This is a genomic window from Microbispora sp. KK1-11 (assembly GCF_006874435.1).
GTDB lineage: Bacteria > Actinomycetota > Actinomycetes > Streptosporangiales > Streptosporangiaceae > Microbispora > Microbispora catharanthi.
In genome coordinates, this window is sequence record NZ_VIRJ01000010.1 from 70274 (window position 1) to 86647 (window position 16374).

16 protein-coding genes are annotated in these 16374 nt (G+C 70.1%); 7 read left to right on the top strand and 9 right to left on the bottom strand.

Annotated elements, in window-relative coordinates; genetic code table 11:
• Nucleotides 1-17: 17 nt before the first annotated feature.
• Nucleotides 18-1838 (bottom strand): RICIN domain-containing protein, encoded by a 1821-nt coding sequence (locus tag FLW16_RS16505; protein WP_185949449.1) that lies wholly within the window; start codon nucleotides 1836-1838, stop codon nucleotides 18-20.
• A 668-nt stretch (nucleotides 1839-2506) separates the two neighbouring features.
• Here FLW16_RS16505 and FLW16_RS16510 point away from each other — a divergent pair.
• Nucleotides 2507-2734 carry a hypothetical protein gene (locus FLW16_RS16510; RefSeq protein ID WP_142560958.1) on the top strand — a complete coding sequence of 76 codons (228 nt, stop codon included), beginning with the start codon at nucleotides 2507-2509 and terminating at the stop codon, nucleotides 2732-2734.
• A gap of 403 nt (nucleotides 2735-3137) precedes the next feature.
• Nucleotides 3138-4874 (top strand): cellulose binding domain-containing protein, encoded by a 1737-nt coding sequence (locus tag FLW16_RS16515; RefSeq protein ID WP_142560959.1) that lies wholly within the window; start codon nucleotides 3138-3140, stop codon nucleotides 4872-4874.
• A 120-nt stretch (nucleotides 4875-4994) separates the two neighbouring features.
• Here the strand turns inward: FLW16_RS16515 and FLW16_RS16520 are convergent, their stop codons facing one another.
• Nucleotides 4995-5174 (bottom strand): hypothetical protein, encoded by a 180-nt coding sequence (locus FLW16_RS16520; protein WP_139577483.1) that lies wholly within the window; start codon nucleotides 5172-5174, stop codon nucleotides 4995-4997.
• A gap of 80 nt (nucleotides 5175-5254) precedes the next feature.
• Here FLW16_RS16520 and FLW16_RS16525 point away from each other — a divergent pair, with 80 nt between their 5' ends.
• On the top strand, nucleotides 5255-5722 hold the full coding sequence (locus FLW16_RS16525; RefSeq protein ID WP_142560961.1) for a MarR family winged helix-turn-helix transcriptional regulator: 468 nt from the start codon (nucleotides 5255-5257) through the stop codon (nucleotides 5720-5722).
• 18 nt (nucleotides 5723-5740) lie between these two features.
• On the opposite strand, the gene FLW16_RS16530 is transcribed toward FLW16_RS16525, so the two are convergent.
• The 3 genes from FLW16_RS16530 to FLW16_RS16540 all read right to left on the bottom strand — a co-directional run bounded on the left by FLW16_RS16530 (nucleotide 5741) and on the right by FLW16_RS16540 (nucleotide 8683).
• Nucleotides 5741-6283, bottom strand: coding sequence for an ATP-binding protein (locus FLW16_RS16530; RefSeq protein WP_142560963.1), 543 nt, complete (start codon nucleotides 6281-6283; stop codon nucleotides 5741-5743).
• Between the two features lie 135 nt (nucleotides 6284-6418).
• Nucleotides 6419-7246 (bottom strand): collagen-like protein, encoded by an 828-nt coding sequence (locus FLW16_RS43710; RefSeq protein WP_185949450.1) that lies wholly within the window; start codon nucleotides 7244-7246, stop codon nucleotides 6419-6421.
• Nucleotides 7247-7417: 171 nt separating this feature from the next.
• A complete protein-coding gene (locus tag FLW16_RS16540) occupies nucleotides 7418-8683 on the bottom strand; it encodes a Gfo/Idh/MocA family protein (RefSeq protein ID WP_142560964.1) in 1266 nt (421 codons plus the stop codon).
• A 74-nt stretch (nucleotides 8684-8757) separates the two neighbouring features.
• Here FLW16_RS16540 and FLW16_RS16545 point away from each other — a divergent pair, with 74 nt between their 5' ends.
• From FLW16_RS16545 to FLW16_RS16560, 4 genes are all read left to right on the top strand, one after another.
• Nucleotides 8758-9885 (top strand): ROK family transcriptional regulator, encoded by a 1128-nt coding sequence (locus FLW16_RS16545; RefSeq protein WP_142560965.1) that lies wholly within the window; start codon nucleotides 8758-8760, stop codon nucleotides 9883-9885.
• A 216-nt stretch (nucleotides 9886-10101) separates the two neighbouring features.
• The gene (locus FLW16_RS16550; protein ID WP_221891120.1) at nucleotides 10102-11247 is read left to right on the top strand and encodes a sugar ABC transporter substrate-binding protein; all 1146 of its coding nucleotides are present in this window, start codon (nucleotides 10102-10104) and stop codon (nucleotides 11245-11247) included.
• A gap of 1 nt (nucleotide 11248) precedes the next feature.
• Complete coding sequence (locus FLW16_RS16555) at nucleotides 11249-12196, top strand: carbohydrate ABC transporter permease (RefSeq protein WP_260615324.1); 948 nt, start codon at nucleotides 11249-11251, stop codon at nucleotides 12194-12196.
• Between the two features lie 52 nt (nucleotides 12197-12248).
• Nucleotides 12249-13118, top strand: coding sequence for a carbohydrate ABC transporter permease (locus FLW16_RS16560; protein WP_260615325.1), 870 nt, complete (start codon nucleotides 12249-12251; stop codon nucleotides 13116-13118).
• Between the two features lie 56 nt (nucleotides 13119-13174).
• Here the strand turns inward: FLW16_RS16560 and FLW16_RS16565 are convergent, their stop codons facing one another.
• From FLW16_RS16565 to FLW16_RS16580, 4 genes are read right to left on the bottom strand one after another with little or no spacing between them, the layout of a single operon-like run.
• Entirely contained in the window at nucleotides 13175-13684 is a 510-nt protein-coding gene (locus FLW16_RS16565; protein WP_142560967.1) for a hypothetical protein, read from the bottom strand.
• A gap of 34 nt (nucleotides 13685-13718) precedes the next feature.
• The gene (locus FLW16_RS16570) at nucleotides 13719-14597 is read right to left on the bottom strand and encodes a polysaccharide deacetylase (RefSeq protein ID WP_142560969.1); all 879 of its coding nucleotides are present in this window, start codon (nucleotides 14595-14597) and stop codon (nucleotides 13719-13721) included.
• A 30-nt stretch (nucleotides 14598-14627) separates the two neighbouring features.
• Nucleotides 14628-15629 carry an asparaginase gene (locus tag FLW16_RS16575; RefSeq protein ID WP_142560971.1) on the bottom strand — a complete coding sequence of 334 codons (1002 nt, stop codon included), beginning with the start codon at nucleotides 15627-15629 and terminating at the stop codon, nucleotides 14628-14630.
• Nucleotides 15626-16369, bottom strand: coding sequence for an SDR family NAD(P)-dependent oxidoreductase (locus tag FLW16_RS16580; protein ID WP_142560973.1), 744 nt, complete (start codon nucleotides 16367-16369; stop codon nucleotides 15626-15628). Before FLW16_RS16580 ends, FLW16_RS16575 begins: the two co-directional genes overlap by 4 nt.
• Nucleotides 16370-16374 lie beyond the last annotated feature (5 nt).

Sequence of the window (16374 nt, forward strand, 5' to 3'; positions counted from 1 at the left end):
ACGGCCCGCGAGGAGCGTCAGGCCGGGTTCAGATGCCAGATCTGGTCACCGGCGACGATGCCGAGGCTGCCGTCGGTGTTGCCGGTGATCGTCTGCTGCTCCAGGGTGGTGCCGCTGCCCGGCGGGCTGTCGAGCACCTTGCTGCTGAAGCGGTTGACCAGATAGAACGTGCCGTCGGCGACCCGCCGCAACGTCCATTGCTGGCTGGTCGCGGTGCCGCAGGTCGCCTGCCTGATCTGCACGCCGTTCGCGGTGCCGGCCGAGACCAGGTCCAGGCACTTGGCGCTGTTGACGTTCACCAGGTTCCAGTACGACCCGGTGGCCTGCAGCCGCCACTGCTGGCTGGTCGCCCCCGACGGCGGGTTGTGGGTGACCAGCGTGCCGGAGGCGGTCGAGCCGCCGACCGGCTCGGCGTTGTCGCGGCTGCCCCGGCCCTGGAGGTAGTAGACGCTGTTGTTGACCGGGGCGATGCCGGTGACCTGGTTGAACACCCACTGCTGGTTGGTGGCGCCGGTGTAGGTCTGCTGGGTGACGGGCGAGGGATAGGAGCCGGTCGCGGTCAGTGCCAGGCCCGACAGCCAGTCGAAGATGGCGTACGTGTTGGTGCCGACCGGCAGGTAGGCGAAGCGCATGCCGTCCTGGCCGTTGCAGATGTACTGCAGCAGCGTCGTGCCGGGGGTGGTGCCGCTGTAGGAGCTGTCGGCGCACAGGCGGCTGCCGACGTTGATGAACTGCAGCCCGGTCGTGTAGCCCATCAGCCACTTCTGGCTGGGGGTGTCGACACGGGCGCGCTGGCTCAGCTCGGTCAGCGTCCCGGTGGACGCGCCGATGGGCTCCAGCGCCCCTCCCGTGGCCACGTTGGTGACGACGTAGGTGTTGCCGACCTTGGGATGGGGGTCGCTGTCGGCCGTGCTCCCGGCGATGAGGTAGGCGCTGTTGGCGGTGTTCCAGTGCGTGGCCAGGTAGCTGCCGGCGGCCGGGGCGGCGTTGTAGTAGTCGTCCCGGTTGCAGTCGGGCAGGCGGTAGTCGTTCCACTGGAGGCAGTTCCACGACGGGGTGCCGCCGTAGCACATGAGGTCCCACTGGTCCAGGCAGTGCCAGCTGCCGTCGGAGTGCGCGGCGCTCATCTGTACGGCGCCGAAGGTGTGCCCGAGTTCGTGGGCGATGGCGTTGGCGCCGAAACAGCCGGGGATGGCGTCCACCCGGGCGTAGGCCAGGCCGTTGTTGAGGTTGGCGGCCCCGGTCGTCAGGTCGTCGCCCTTGATCTCGCCCACGCCGCAGATCACGGTGGCCTCGGTGAGCATGAGGTAGTGCCGGTCGGTGCTGGTGTAGCCGAGGGCCTTCACGGCGTTGATGCCGGAGTCGAAGTCGGCCAGCGAACCGGCCGGGACCACGAGGTTGCGCACGACGGGAGCGCAACCGCCGGACGCCGACGTGGTCACGTAGCGGATGTGCCGGCTGCGGCCGGAGGTCGCGGCGCCGTCGTTGAATTGGTCGTCCGCGTCGGCCAGCCAGGCCCGGAACATGGGCAGCAGTTGCGCGTAGCGGTCGGGCATCGACGACTCGCGTACGTACAGCACCTCCACCCGCTTGCCGCTGGTGCCGTCGCCGTCACAGGCCACCAGCTGCGGGGTCGCCTGCGCCTCGGCCGCCGAGGCGGAAGGAAGCGCGGCCGGGCCGGCCCGATGGCCGATCTTGGCGCCGGGGAAGACGTCGGACGCGACGCGGGAGGGGCCGTCGTCCGGCGGCGCGGCGGCCGACGCCCGCGAGGGTAGGACGATCAGGACGGCCGCGAGCGCCCACATTGCCGCCAGGGAGAGGGTTCGCCTGAGCTGCATTCCGATGAACTCCCATCGGTACGGATACGCCCTCATAGGGGCGATTCACCGAAATGATCACATCAGACGGACAAACTTTTCGATCTTTGTAAGATTTCTCTCATAATGTTGACAAGTTGCGCCAATTCACCAATCAGAGGGTTCGGTTAACGCCATTTCCACTGCTTCGATACGGTTGGCGGAAGGATTTCCTGAGATTTCGTGCCATGGGAGAAAGAAGTCGCGTGGGCGAAGGGCGTGTTCAGGGCCGAGGAGGACGGCCGGTGTCGGCCTCTGGAACTGCCGGAGAACGTTCGGATGTGCGGAAGGCCGGGGATTCCCGTCCCGAACCGTCGAATTCACGGCTCCACCGACTGCGTTTCGGCCAGGCCGATAGCAAGACAAAGGGACAATGGCGAGACGCGGCTCAATGGCGAGACCGGCTCGGAGCCGGCCGGGCGGAACCAGGAGCGCATCCGCGAAAACCGGCCGCTCCTGCGCCGAATCTTCTTGTCCGTAATCAGCGTTAGGCCGCTCCTCGGCGTGGCCCTGCGGGGTGACACACCCCGCCGCCCGGCTCGGCCGGAAATCCGGTTGTCCGGAGGACCGGGGGCGCCCTGTTTGTGTCCGCCGCCGTCGAGTAGGCGTACCGGCGGTGACGAACCCGGTGAACCTGGGAGACTCGGGCCATGAACACAGCCGCCGGCCGGGCTCTCGCGTTGGTGGGAACGGGATTGGGGCTTCTCGCCGGCTTCGGCGCGATGATCCGGGGGCTGTTCGACGACGGGCCCGTCTTGGTGCGCGTCGGGTTCTTCGCCTTCGGTGCGCTGCTGTTCCAGCACCTCGTCCGCGGCCTGCTATGGGAGTGGCGACGGCCCGGCCCGGCGGCTTCCTCGAGCGAGGCGGGCGAAGAGTGAGAGCGTCCACGCCTCGGCGTTCCATGCGGTGAGTCCGGCGCCGGCCGGTCGCTCACTGTGGCCCGGCTGCTATGAAAGTTTCGCGCATTTTTCGGAAAAACGTCTGCGACAGTAGCGGTAATCCTGTCGCGAACAGCGTTGTCGTCGTCCTCGTGTACCCGGGTGGAACCCCCTCTGATTTGGGTCTTGCGGTGGCTGCAACATTTCGCTGATGCTTCGAAATCATTCACCCCCATCCGGCTTGCGGTTCTCTCCGGACCCGTGACAGGTCCGGGATCCCTCAGGAGGAAGGACGCACTGTCGTGAAAGGTCTCAAGGTCTCGGCGGCAACACCGGCGAAGCCGGTGCAGGCCGGGCCCGCACTCTCCATCGATGCCGGTCGGCCCTCCCACGGGGGCGGCCGATGATCGACGACGTCACCTCAGGCGGCGGGAGCCGCACCCCGGGCGTCCGCCGCGCGCTCGTCATCGGCGCCGTCGCGGCGCTTTCGCTGGGTCTCGCGGTGTTCGAGATCCCCGGTGCGAACGCCGGCGTGGGCGCACTCGTCGGGACAGGGACGGCGCAGGCGGTGGCGGCCGCCGGCGCCGAGGACGAGGACGAGGGCGCCGACTGCGCGGTGTCCGACCTGGGAGCTCTGACGGCCAACTCCAGGCTTCCCGATCCCTTCAAGAAGATCAACGGGCAGCGCATCACCTCGAAGTCGGACTGGCGGTGCCGCCGCGAAGAGATCAAAAAACTGGCCGAACGGTATGTCTACGGTGAGAAGCACGGCAAGCCGGCCGGCGTCACCGGGACGGTCTCGAGGACCGGCATCACGGTCAACGTGTCGGACAGCGGCAGGAGCGCGAGCTTCTCGGCGAGCGTGGACCTGCCGAGTGGCACCGGGCCTTTCCCGGCCGTCATCGTCTACGGAGGATTCGGCGCCGACACGGCCACCATCAAGGCGAGCGGCGCCGCCGTCATCAGCTACGACCCCTACACGGTCGGCAAGGAGGGCACGGCCCGCAACAACAAGCAGGGTGCCTACTACAGCATCTACGGCTCTTCGAGCAGCACCGGACTGCTCGCCGCCTGGGCCTGGGGCGTGAGCCGCATCATCGACGTCATCGAGCAGTCGGGTGGCGGCATCCTCAAGGCGGATGCGACCGGCGTCACGGGCTGCTCGCGGTTCGGCAAGGGCGCGTTCACGGCCGGAGTGTTCGACCAGCGCATCGCGTTGACCATGCCGATCGAGTCGGGCAGCGCCGGCGTTCCCATCTTCCGCGGCATCGCCCAGGAGTCCGGCGCGCAGCCGCTCAGCAGTGCCTACTCCGAGCAGCCGTGGCTGGGAGACGCGTTCAGCTCCTTCACCGGCAACCCCGGCCAACTGCCGGTGGACACCCACGAGATGGTGGGCATGATCGCCCCGCGCGGGCTGTTCATCATGGAGAACCCGCACGTCGACTGGCTGGGCGCCCAGTCGGGCAGCGTGGCCGCGCTGGCCGGGGCCGAGATCTACAAGGCGCTCGGCGCGGGAGACAACATCAGCTACTGGTCCGACGTGCAGGACGGCACCCACTGTGCCGCCCGGTCGGAATGGCGCACCCCGCTGCAGCAGAACATCCAGAAGTTCCTGCTGAAGACGGGCAACGCCCCCGCCGTGTTCCGGGTCTCGTCCAAGAAGTCCGGCAACCTGTCGCAGTGGAGAGACTGGACGACCCCGGTCCTGACCGACTCGAGCCCGTCTCCCAGCCCGAGCCCCTCGCCGAGCCCGCCCGTGAGCCCGAGCCCCTCGCCAAGCGGGAGCCCGAACACCAGCCCGAGCCCGCCGGTGAGCCCGAGCCCCTCGCCGTCCGGCGGGGTGAGCGGCGCGTGCTCGGCGACGTTCCGGGTGGTCAACTCCTGGTCCGGCGGCTGGCAGGGTGAGGTGACGGTGCGCGCGGGGAACTCCGCCGTCAACGGCTGGACGGTGAACTGGACCTGGCCGGGTTCGCAGACCATCACCCAGATATGGGGAGGCGTACGGTCGGGCTCCGGCTCGAACGTGACGGTGCGCAACGATGCGTGGAACGGCTCGGTCGCGGCCAACGGGAGCACGACCTTCGGCTTCATCGCCGGAGGGTCCTCGGCCACCCCGACGGCCACCTGCACCAGCCCGTGACCCACGGGTGATCGGACCCTGACGCCTGGGCCCGCGGCGGCCGCGCCGCGGGCCCTCGGCATGTCCGCGCCGGGCACGACGGCTGAACCTGCCGGCTCCCGCAGCGGGGCGCCGCCTCGATCAGTGGCCGAAGATCATGACGATGCCGACGATGACGAAGTGGATGAGCACCGCGAACACCAGGACGCTGGCGAAGATCCACTTGGCGGGGCCGTGCTCGAAGTGCTTGCTCTCCTTCATCGGCGGGCGCTGGGCGACGCGGTCGGCGATGCGCTCTTCGAGACTCTTCCTACGGGCCATGACACTTCCTGTGTTCTCGGCGCTGAGTAGTGCACTAACAGTTAGTGTACTAATCAAGTAGCATAGCGGTGGAGGTGCACATGAGTGACGTTGGCGACATCGTCGACCCGCTGGCCCTGGAGAACCAGGTCTGCTTCGCCCTGGCGGTCGCCTCACGGTCGGTCATCGGCCTCTATCGGCCCCTGCTCGAACCGATGGGTCTGACCCACCCCCAATATCTGGTGATGCTGGCCCTGTGGCAGTACGCGCCGTTGTCGGTCAAGGACCTCAGCAGGCTGCTGCAGTTGGAGCCGGCCACGCTGTCGCCGTTGCTCAAGCGCCTGGAGACCGCCGGCCTCGTCGAGCGCCGCCGCGCCAGCGACGACGAGCGTTCCCTGGCGATCGTGCTGACCGGAGAGGGACGCGCGCTGCTTCGGCAGGCCGAGAAGGTGCCCGTGGCGATCGTCGAGCGGCTGGGCATGGAGCTGACCGAGCTGCAGAGCCTGCACCAGGCGCTGACCCGCGTGATCGGCGCGGCCAACGGCGCCCACCTCGCCGGACAGCGCTAGAACCCCCAAACCGGGGCCTCATTCCTGAGGAATGACCCGCTCTCCTTCACCAAGGGGCTCCTCGAAGCCCGCCAGGTAGGACCGCAGAAGATCCTCAGACACCGTGACGCTGTTCGGCCCATGCAGGGCGTTGCGCGCCGCGAGCCGTCGGTGCAGGGTCTCCGGGGTCGCTTTCAGGTAGACGAGCTCCCACCGATACCCGTGACTCTCGATCAGAGACTTGTACCGGTCGCGCGTCGCGCGCCGCCAGAAGCTGTAGTCCAGGACCACCCTCCTGCCTGCCCGCATCAGGCGCACAAGCTCCTGCCGTAAGGCCTCCTCGGCACGGGCCTGATGGTCCTCGTACTCCTTCGGGTCGAGATGGCCGCCGTCGCGCCCCAGCCGTGCCCAGACGGCCTCGTCGATGGACAGCCGGATGTAGCCGCGCTGCTCCAGCTCCTGCGCGTAGGTCGTCTTGCCCGAACCCGCGATGCCGCACATCATCACGACGCGCCGCTCCGGCTCGTCCTGAAGCCGAGGGGCGGGACGCCCTGAGCCAAGGTCGTCGCGAATGTCGGCCATGTCCCGACCGTACGCCGCCGGGACACGGGCGTGGCACTGCCGCCATGCGGGCGTTGCGCGGGAGCGGCGGCTGGCGGAGCCGCCGCCCGGATGCCCTCGTCGGGTGGGTGGGCGGCATCGGCCCGGGGCGGCTCCCTAGCTCCCCATGCAGATCACGTAGATGGTGCCGCTGACGCCCTTGCCGTAGAGCCTCCAGCCGACCGCCTTGCCGTTGACGAGGTAGGGCGCGTTCGTGGTGATGAAGGGCGCGCTCGCCCCGCTGCCGGCGATGAAACCGCCGCCCGTCGCGAGCATGGCGTCCGGGCACATGATGTCGTCGCTGCCGCCGCCGGCCGGCAGGTAGAGGGAGTCCGCTTTCGTGATGACGCTGGCGGATCCACCCCCGGAGCCTGCGGGGCCCGCGGGTCCGGCCGGACCCGCGGGACCACGCGCGCCCGTCTCGCCCTTCTCACCCCTCGGGCCCTGGGGACCCGTGAGGCCGCGCTCGCCCTTCGGCCCCTGGGGGCCGGTCTCGCCCTTGTCCCCCTTCGGGCCCTGCGGACCGGCGGGGCCACGGTCGCCCTCCTTGCCCGGGGCGCCGTCCTTGCCGTCCTTGCCCAGGGCGCCGGTGTCACCCTTCGGGCCCTGCGGACCGGCGGGACCGCGCAGGCCCTGGGGACCCCGCAGGCCCTGCGGGCCACGCGGGCCCTGCTCCCCGGTGTCGCCCTTCGCACCGGTGCCGCCGACGCCCACCGGACCCTGCGGACCGGTCTTGTTCCACGACACCTTCGTCTCGGTCGGCTTACACGTCGTCCTGGCGTTGACCAGGCGCATATACCGCGTGCTCTTGTTCACACACGCGTAGAAGGCGGCGTCACTCGCCGACGAAGCGGTGGCCGCACCACCCAGAACCAGGACCGACCCGACCAGGGCGCCGGCCGTCACGAGGCCGATGCTCCGCCCGCCCGGCAACTTGATAGCCACGGGACTTCCCTCTCCAAGGCATAAGGGGCGACTGATGCGCAAGAGGCGCGAGTGATACACGTCCGAGCGGAAGCGGCGGTTGTCCTCCCGTAGATCACGTATGCGCATCACCGCTCCGTGTCAGCCACCTTGGTCAGAAGTCACGCGCGCGAACCCGTCGCGGCGGGGGATTCAGAGGGTCACGACGGCGCCGGTGAGACGGGCCTGTTCTGCGGCCCACACCACACGATGGGTCATCAGGCTCTCGTCCGCGTCCGAGCGCAGCAGGCCGGCGTCGCCCGAGGCCACCGCGGCGAGGAAGGCGTCCGTGAGGCCCTCGTCCCCGCCCCCGTGCCCGTCGGCCGCCGACGGGCCCTGCACCTCGGACGTCGCGTCATCGGCGTCCACGATGATCGTCTCCTCGGCGCCGGTGCGGAAGTCGACCAGGCGCAACGTGCGGCCGTCGCCGTCCACGTAGCCGTGCGTCCCGAACAACCGCGTGCGCCGGTGCTCCATCGGACTGAACGCGCTCATCGTGAACGAGCATGTCGCGCCGTCGCCGAACTCCATCAGGACCTCCTGATGATCCACGACGTCGTTGTCGCACGCGTACACGCACCGCCCGTACGGCCCCGTGCGCAGCGCTTCCAGCACGTCCGCCTCGGTGCGCCCGGGCGTGACGGCCGACAGCGGCCAGAACTCGCTCGACGGATCCCCGAGACACCCCAGGTAGAGCCGCGGCGCCGAGTAGGGGCACGACGACTCGACCGGGCAGTCGAGGCACCTGTCGGCGGCCCCGGCGGGCCGGTCCTCGGGACGGAAGTGCGAGAGGGAGCCGAACGACGAGACGCGTACGGGTGGCCGTCCGAAGAGGTGGACGAGCCAGTCGATGTCGTGGCACGCCTTGGCCAGCAGCATCGGCGCGGAGGTGTCCTGCCGCCGCCAGTGCCCGCGGACGAACGAGTGCGCCTGGTGCCACCACCCCACGGGCTCCAGGTGCTGGACGTTGACGAGCCGCCCGATCCGCCCGTCCTCCAGCAGCCCGCGCATCGCCCGCGTGTAGGACGTGTATCGCAGCACGTGGCAGACCGCGAGCATGATGCCGTTGCGCCTGGCCGCGTCGGCGATCCTGGTCGCCTCCTGCTCGGTCGTGGACATCGGCTTCTCCAGGAGAATGTGGTAACCGAGGTCCGCCAGCGCCACCGCCGGTTCGGTGTGCAACCGGTCGTGCGTGGCGACGACCGCCGCGTCGGCGATCCGGCCGCCCGCCGCCAGGTCCTCCCAGCCGGCGTGCGCCCGATCCGGCGCGATCCCGAACTCCTCCACGAAGATGGCACGCCGGAGGGGATCGGGATCGGCCACCGCGACCACGCGGCCTGCGCCCGTGTGGTGGGCACGGCGAGCGTAGGTCAGCCCTCGCAGGCCTCCGCCGACGACGGCTAAAGTCACCTCAGTCATGGAACCTTCCCCGAGTCAATATCATGGAGAACATCATTATTCGTCCCGGAAAAGTCGACGGCAAGGGGGGCTCGATGGCTGGGGAGCCGAGCGGCGGTGACCTGTCGCGGCTCAGGCAGCTCAACTCGCTTGCCGTGATCAAGGCGTTGCAGGGCGGGACGTCGCTCACGCTCACCGAGGTGGCCAAGCGCACCGGGCTGTCGCGTGCCTCCACCGAGGACGTGGTCCGCGAGCTGCTGCAGAAGGGCTGGCTGACCGAGGCGGAACCCACCGCGGGCGGCGTGGGCCGCCCGGCCAGGCGCTACCGGTTCAGGGCGGAGGCGGGTCGGGTGCTCGGCGTCGACATCGGCGGGCACAACGTCCGCGCGGTCGTCGCCGACCTGGACGGCGCCGTGCAGAACACCGCCCGCGTCCCCGTCACGCCCGAGATGGGCCGGGCCGAGCGCCTGGAGGCGGTCGACCGAGCGGTGACCGAGTGCCTGGAAACGGTGGGCCTGACCGGCGGTGACGTGTGGGCCTCGGGCGTCGGCACCACCGGCCTGGTGGACGGCGCCGGCAGGGTGGTGCTCTCGGAGGCGCTGCCCGAGTGGACCGGAGTCGATCTGGCCGCGCACGTGCGCCGGCTCGTCCCCGCCCCGGTGCTCGTCGAGAACGACAGCAGGCTCGCCGCGCTGGCCGAGTGCTGGCGCGGCGTGGCGCGTTACGCCAAGGACATGGTGTTCCTGCTCGCCGGCCTGCGTACGGGCGCGGGCCTGGTCATCGACGGCAAGCTGCACAAGGGGTTCGCCAACGCCTCGGGCGAGATCGGCGCGCTGCCGGTGCTCGGCTGGATCCGCGCGCAGGAGCACCTGAGCGATGCCAGCGGCGAGGCGGGCGACGTGTTCGCCGCGGCCAGGGCGGGTGACAGGGCCGCGGCCGCGGCCGTGCGCCGCTACGTCAGGGACCTGGCGCTCGGCACGTCCGCGCTGGTCCTGGCGCTCGACCCGCAGATGGTCGTGGTCGGCGGCGGCTTCTCGCGCTCGGCCGACGTGCTCATCGAGCCGCTCAGGCGCGAGCTCGACCGCTGGTGCATCCGCACCCCCGAGGTGCGCATGTCGGCGCTCGGCGAGGAGGGCGTGGTGCTCGGCGCCGTACGGCTGGCCCTCGACGACGTCGAGGACCGCGTGCTCGACGGCCGCACCCCGCTGGTCGGCCACCGGTGAGCTGCTGCGCCACCCGTGAGCTCGTGAGCCATCTGTAACACAGCCACCCTTGAACAAAATTTCACAGGACTCCATGATTACTCCCACGTTCTAGGAGAGGACCGGGAGATGTGGAAGTCGGCACGACGCGGTGCTGCGCTCCTCTGCGCGGCGCTGCTCGCCTCCGCGTGCGGGGGCGGTGAGCAGGCCGGCTCCGGCGCGCAGTCGTAGGAGAAGGTGACGCTGTCCTACGGAGTCTGGGACGCGACCCAGCAGAGCGCGATGCGGGAGCTGGCGGCGGAGTTCACCAGGACGCATCCGAACATCGCCATCGACGTCCAGCTCACGCCGTGGGCCGACTACTGGACGAAGCTCAAGGCCGCGGCGAGCGGCGGGGCGGCTCCCGACGTCTTCTGGATGAACGGCCCCAACTTCCAGCTCTACGCCTCCAACGGCGTGATCGAGCCGATCGAGGAGCAGGTCGACACGTCGGTCTACCCCAAGGCGCTGGTCGACCTCTACACGTACGACGGCAAGCTGTACGGCCTGCCGAAGGACATGGACACGGTCGGCGTCTGGTACAACAAGGCGCTCTTCGACGCCGCCAAGGTGAAATACCCCGCCGACGGCTGGACCTGGGCCGACTTCAAGGAGGCGGCCGCCAGGCTCACCGACCAGGACAAGGGCGTCCACGCCATCGGAGCCGAGCTCACGAGTTTCCAGGAATACCAGTACAACACCATCTACCAGGCCGGCGGCTACGTGATCTCTCCGGACGGCAGGAAGTCCGGCTACGACGACCCCAAGACCATCGAGGGCCTGAAGTTCTGGACCGACCTGATCGCCGCCAAGCAGTCGCCGGACCTCAAGACCATGACCGACACCGCTCCGCTCCAGCTCTTCGAGGCCGGCAAACTGGCGATGTACTGGGGCGGCTCCTGGGACGTGGCCGAGTTCACCAAGAACGACTACACCAAGGACAAGGTGGACGTCGCCCCGCTGCCGAAGGGCAAGAAGCAGGCCACGATCATCCACGGCGTCGCCAACGTGATGTCGGCCAAGACCGAGCACCCGGCGCAGGCGTGGGAGTTCGTCAAGTTCCTCGGCTCCAAGCCGGCCGCCGACATCCTCGGCAAGAAGGGCCCGATCCCGGCCTACAACGGCACCCAGAGCGCCTGGGTGAGCGCCCACCCCGAGCTGAAGCTGCAGGTCTTCCTCGACGCCGTCGCGTACGCGGTGCCGTACCCCGTCTCCAAGAACACCGCCGCCTGGCAGGAGGCGGAGCTCACCAACCTCACCAAGGCGTGGACCGGCGAGGTGCCGGTCGAGAAGGCGGCCGCGGACCTGGCGGCCGGGATGAACGACCTGCTGGCCAAGGAGTGACGTGACCACCACCGCCGGACCGCGGGCCGTACGGGCGGCCCGCGTGGAGAAGGCGCGGCGGCCCCGCGCCGAGGCTTTGTGGGGGTATGCGTTCATCGCCCCCACCGGCCTCGGCCTGGCCGTCTTCTACCTGTGGCCCGTCCTGCAGACCGCCTATTTCTCCTTCACCGAGTGGGGGGCGTTCGGCGGGCACACCTGGACGGGGCTCGACAACTACACCCGGCTCCTCGGCGACCCCGAGGTCGGGCGGGCGATGCTCAACACGCTCGCGTACACCTCCCTCGGCCTGATCGGGATCCCGCTCGCGATCGTGTTCGCGGCGCTGCTCAACCGGCCGGGGCTGCGGGGCGTGAGCGTGTACCGCACCGCGTTCTTCCTGCCCGTGGTCACCATGCCGGTCGCGGTCGCGATGCTCTGGCGCTGGCTCTACAACGGCGACTACGGCCTGGTCAACCAGGTGCTCGCGACGGTCGGCATCGACGGGCCCAACTGGATCGCGGATCCGGCCACGGCGATGTACGCGCTGGTCGTCGTGGGCGTCTGGAGCAGCATCGGCTACAACCTGATCATCTTCCTGGCCGGCATGCAGGCCATCCCGAAGGAGCTGTACGAGGCGGCCTCCCTCGACGGGGCGGGACGGGTCAGGCAGTTCTTCTCGATCACGCTGCCGATGTTGTCGCCGACCGCGTTCTTCGTCTCGATCGTCTCGGTGATCGGCTCGCTGCAGCTGTTCGACCTCGTCTTCGTGATGACCGGGTCGGGTCAGTCGGCGCGGGCCAACCCGGCGTACGGGCGGCTCCAGACCGTGGTGCAGCTCTTCTACGAGCGGGCCTTCGTTACCAACGACCGCGGTTACGCGGCCGCCGTCGTGATCGCGCTGCTCGTGCTCATCGCGGGGCTGACGATCCTGCAGTTCCGGCTCCAGCGGAGGTGGGTGCACTATGTCTGACCACCCTATGTCTGACCACCCCATGTCTGACCACCCCATGTGTGACCACCGCGTGTCCGAGCGCCGGGCCTTCGGCGTGCGCGGTGCTTTCGGCGTGCGCGGTGCTTTCGGCGTGCGCGGTGCTTTCGGCGTGCACGCTGTGCTCGTCGCGGCGTCGCTGGCGATGGTGGCGCCGTTCGTGTGGCAGGTCGTCACCTCGCTCAAGACGCTCAGCAGCGCCACCAGGGTGCCGCCGACGTTCCTGCCGGAGGGCCGGTGGGACAACTACGCCAAGGTCTTCGAGCTGCTGCCGTTCGGCGACCAGTTCGTCAACACGGTCGTCATGGCGGCGGGGCGGGTCGCAGGGCAGGTGCTGTTCTGCTCGATGGCCGCCTACGCCTTCGCCCGGCTGCGCTTCCCCGGCAGGAACGTGTTGTTCGGGGTGTTCCTGTCGGTCCTCATGGTGCCGCCGCAGCTCTTCGTGATCCCGCAGTATCAGATCATGTCCTCGCTCGGGTGGCTCAACAGCCTCCAGGCGATCATCGTGCCCGGCCTGTTCAGCGCGTTCGGGGTGTTCCTGCTGCGGCAGTTCTTCCTCGGGCTGCCGCGCGAGCTGGAGGAGGCGGCCCGGCTCGACGGCGCGGGCCCGGTCCGGATCTACTGGTCGATCATGCTGCCGCTGGCCAGACCGGGGCTGGTGGCGCTGTCCGTGCTCGTGCTCCTGTGGGCGTGGAACGACCTGTTCTGGCCGCTGGTGGTCAACACCGATCCGGAGAAGATGACGCTGTCGGCGGGGCTGGCCTCACTGCAGGGCCAGTATCAGACCGACTACCCGGTCCTCATGGCCGGCTCCCTGATCGCCTCGCTTCCCGTGATCGCCGTCTTCGTGTTCCTGCAGCGGCAGTTCATCCAGGGCATCGCCCACACCGGCAGCAAGGGCTGACCCTTCGGCCGAGGAGCGCGCGGCCGCCGGCCCCGAGACCGACGAGGGCTCCGCGCTCACACCGGGTCGGCGCCGACGATCCTCCCGTCCGCCGCGAGCAGCCGGAACGGCGCCGCCCGGCCGGGCGCGTCGAGGGCGACCGCCCGGCGGTCGAACGCGCGGACGCCCAGCCCGAACGCGGCGAGCCGCAGGTGCAGGGCGCCGCCGGACGGCACGCTCATGACCGTGACGGCCGCCGGCGGGTGCGGCGCCGGCGGCGGACGGTAGCCGGGATGGGCGTCGTCCTCGTGGCCGGTCCCGTGCTCGTGGTCGCGCAGCGCCGCTTCGAGCTCGTCCCATCCCGTCGGGACCAGAAAACGGGCCACGTGGTCCAGCAACCGATCGAGGGTCGGCGCGACGCGAGCCCCTCCGGTGCTGCCGGACACCAGCCACCCCTGCGGGACGGTACGGACCCGTACCCCCGTGCACACGGCGCCGGCGAACCGGGCGACGGCCCACCGGCGCCGGTGCCCGGACACGAGGGGCCCGGCCCAGTCGGCGGGCGGACCTCCACAGGCGCCGCACATCCGAACACCCCCCTCCTGCTCGGAACCGGGACGGTCACGCCCGGGGGCGGCGGGCCGTGAAGTCGTCCGCGATGGCGTCGAACGTGGACCACCGGACGCCCTCGTGCTTGTTGATGTGCTCGATGAGGCGCTCCAGCATGAGCAGGACCTGCGGGCGGCCCGAGACGTCCGGGTGGATCGTCATGGTGAAGACGGCGTAGTCCGACTCGCGGTAGACCCAGTCGAACTGGTCGCGCCACATCTCCTCGATGTCGCGAGGGTTGACGAAGCCGTGGCTGTTCGGGCTGGTCTTGATGAACATCATCGGCGGCAGGTCGTCGAGGTACCAGCTCGCCGGGATCTCGACGAGGTCGGTCTCCTCCCCGCGCACGAGCGGCTTCATCCACTCGCGGGCGTCCTTGCTGTAGTCGATCTTCGACCAGGTGTCGCCCACGCGCACGTAGTACGGCTCGAAGTCGCGGTGCATGAGCGAGTGGTCGTACTTGATGCCGCGTTCGAGCAGCAGCTCGTTGGTGACCGGCGAGAACTCCCACCACGGCGCGACGTACCCGGTGGGACGCCGGCCGGTGCGCGTCTCGATGAGGTCGATGCAGTAGTCGAGGATGGTCGACTCCTGCTCGCGGGTCATCGCGATCGGGTTCTCGTGGCTGTAGCCGTGCACGCCGATCTCGTGTCCGGCGGCCACGACCTGCTCGAACTGCTCGGGAAAGGTCTCGATCGAGTGACCGGGCCAGAACCAGGTCGACGGCAGGTCGTACTTCTTCATCAGGGCGTTGAGCCGCGGCACGCCCACCTCTCCGGCGAACAGGCCGCGCGAGATGTCGTCCGGGGAGTCCTCACCACCGTAGGAGCCGAGCCAGCCGCCGACCGCGTCGACGTCGATCCCGAACGCTACGAAGATTTCCTTGGCCACAGCGCATCCTCTCTTCTTGGTATCGATGGGTCAGACATGGGCGGCGAGGGTCTGCCGCGTGACGGGGACACCCTCGGAGAGCAGCAGCGCCAGCAGCAGCCTCGCCTGATAGACAGGCAGCCCGCCCATGCTCAGCGCCCCGGCGCGTACGAGGTCGACCCCGCCGCCGTTGCCGTACGTGGGCACGACCGGCCCCTCGGCCACCCGCGTGGACAGCCCTACGACCGTTCCCGCGGACACCGCCTCGGTAATCCACTCCAACAGCGCGTGGTTGGCGTTGCCGACGCCGGTCCCGGCGAGCACGACGGCCCGCGCACCGGCGCGTACGGCGGCCCGGGCGAGCGCGGCGTCGGCGCCGGGGTGGACCGTCACGACGTCCACCCGGGTGTCGTCGAATCGGGGGCCGGGCAGGCTCAGCGGCGCCGGGCGCACCGGCCGCGCCGTGATGTGGACCCCGGAGGCGTCCACCCGGCCGATGGGACCGCCGTCCAGGGTCCTGAACGGCTGGGCGGCGACGGTGTGGTGCTTGCGGGTGCCCCGGGCGGCGAAGATCCGCCCGGCGAAGGAGATGAGCGCGCCGCACCCACGCGCTCGGGGGGAGGCGGCGACGGCGACGGCCTCCCGGAGGTTGCGCGGCCCGTCGCTGTCGGGCTGGTCGGCCGCCCGCTGCGCGCCGGTGAGGACGACGGGCTTGTCGATGTCGTGGACGAGGTCCAGGAGGAAGGCCGTCTCCTCCATGGTGTCGGTGCCGTGGGTCACCACGACGCCGGTCACGTCGTCCCTGACGATCTGCGCCGCGACGGCCTCCGTGATGAGGCGCAGCTCGCGGTGGCCGAGCAGGTAGGAACCGAGGTTGAGCAGATCATGGCCCTCGACCTCGACGTCCCCATAGCCGGTGGAGCCGAGCAGCTGCGCGGCGGTCCTGCGCGCCACGGCCGCGCCGCCGGGTTCGCTGCTCGACGCGATGGTGCCGCCGGTCGCGATGACGACGACGCGTGCCGTCCGAGCCGCGCCTTCCGTGCCGCCGCTCATGGCATGACGTCGCCGCTGTTGGGCCCCAGCGTCTGGCCGACGTAGATGTCGCCGCCGGGCGAGCTCGCCAGGAGCAGCGCGGTCGGCGCGACCTCCTCTGGACGGCCGAACCTGCCGAGCGGCAGCTCGGCGGCCTTGCTCCGCTTCCACTCCTCCGACAGCCCGTCGATGAGCGGCGTCACGATCGGGCCGGGGGCGATCGCGTTGACGAGCACGCCCTTCGGCGCGAGTTCGAGGGCGAGGGCCTTCGTCAGGCCGATCACGCCCGCCTTGGCGGCGACGTAGTGAGCGAGGTTCGTGCCGCCCTTGATCCCGAGCTGGGAGGCGATGTTGACGATGCGGCCCCGGCCCGCCGCCACCATGTACGGCGCTGCGTAGCGGGCGGCGAGGAAGACCCCGCGCAGGTCGACCGCGATGGTGCGGTCGAAGCGCTCGGCGGTCATCTCCAGGAAGGGGACCTCGTCGAGGATGCCGGCGGCGCTGACCAGCACGTCGATCCGGCCGTGCCGTTCCACCACCTCGGCCGTCGCGCGCTCGACGGCGGCGGCGTCGGTGATGTCGACGACGTGGCCCGTGACGTGGCCGGTGACCGTGCCGAGGCCCAGCAGCTCCTCGGGGGCGGGCTTGACGTCGAGCAGGGCGAGACGGGCGCCTTCGGCGGCGAACAGCCGGGCCGTCGCGGCCCCGATCCCGCTCGACGCTCCGGTGATGACGGCGACCTGGCCGTCGAGCGTTCCCATGTCCT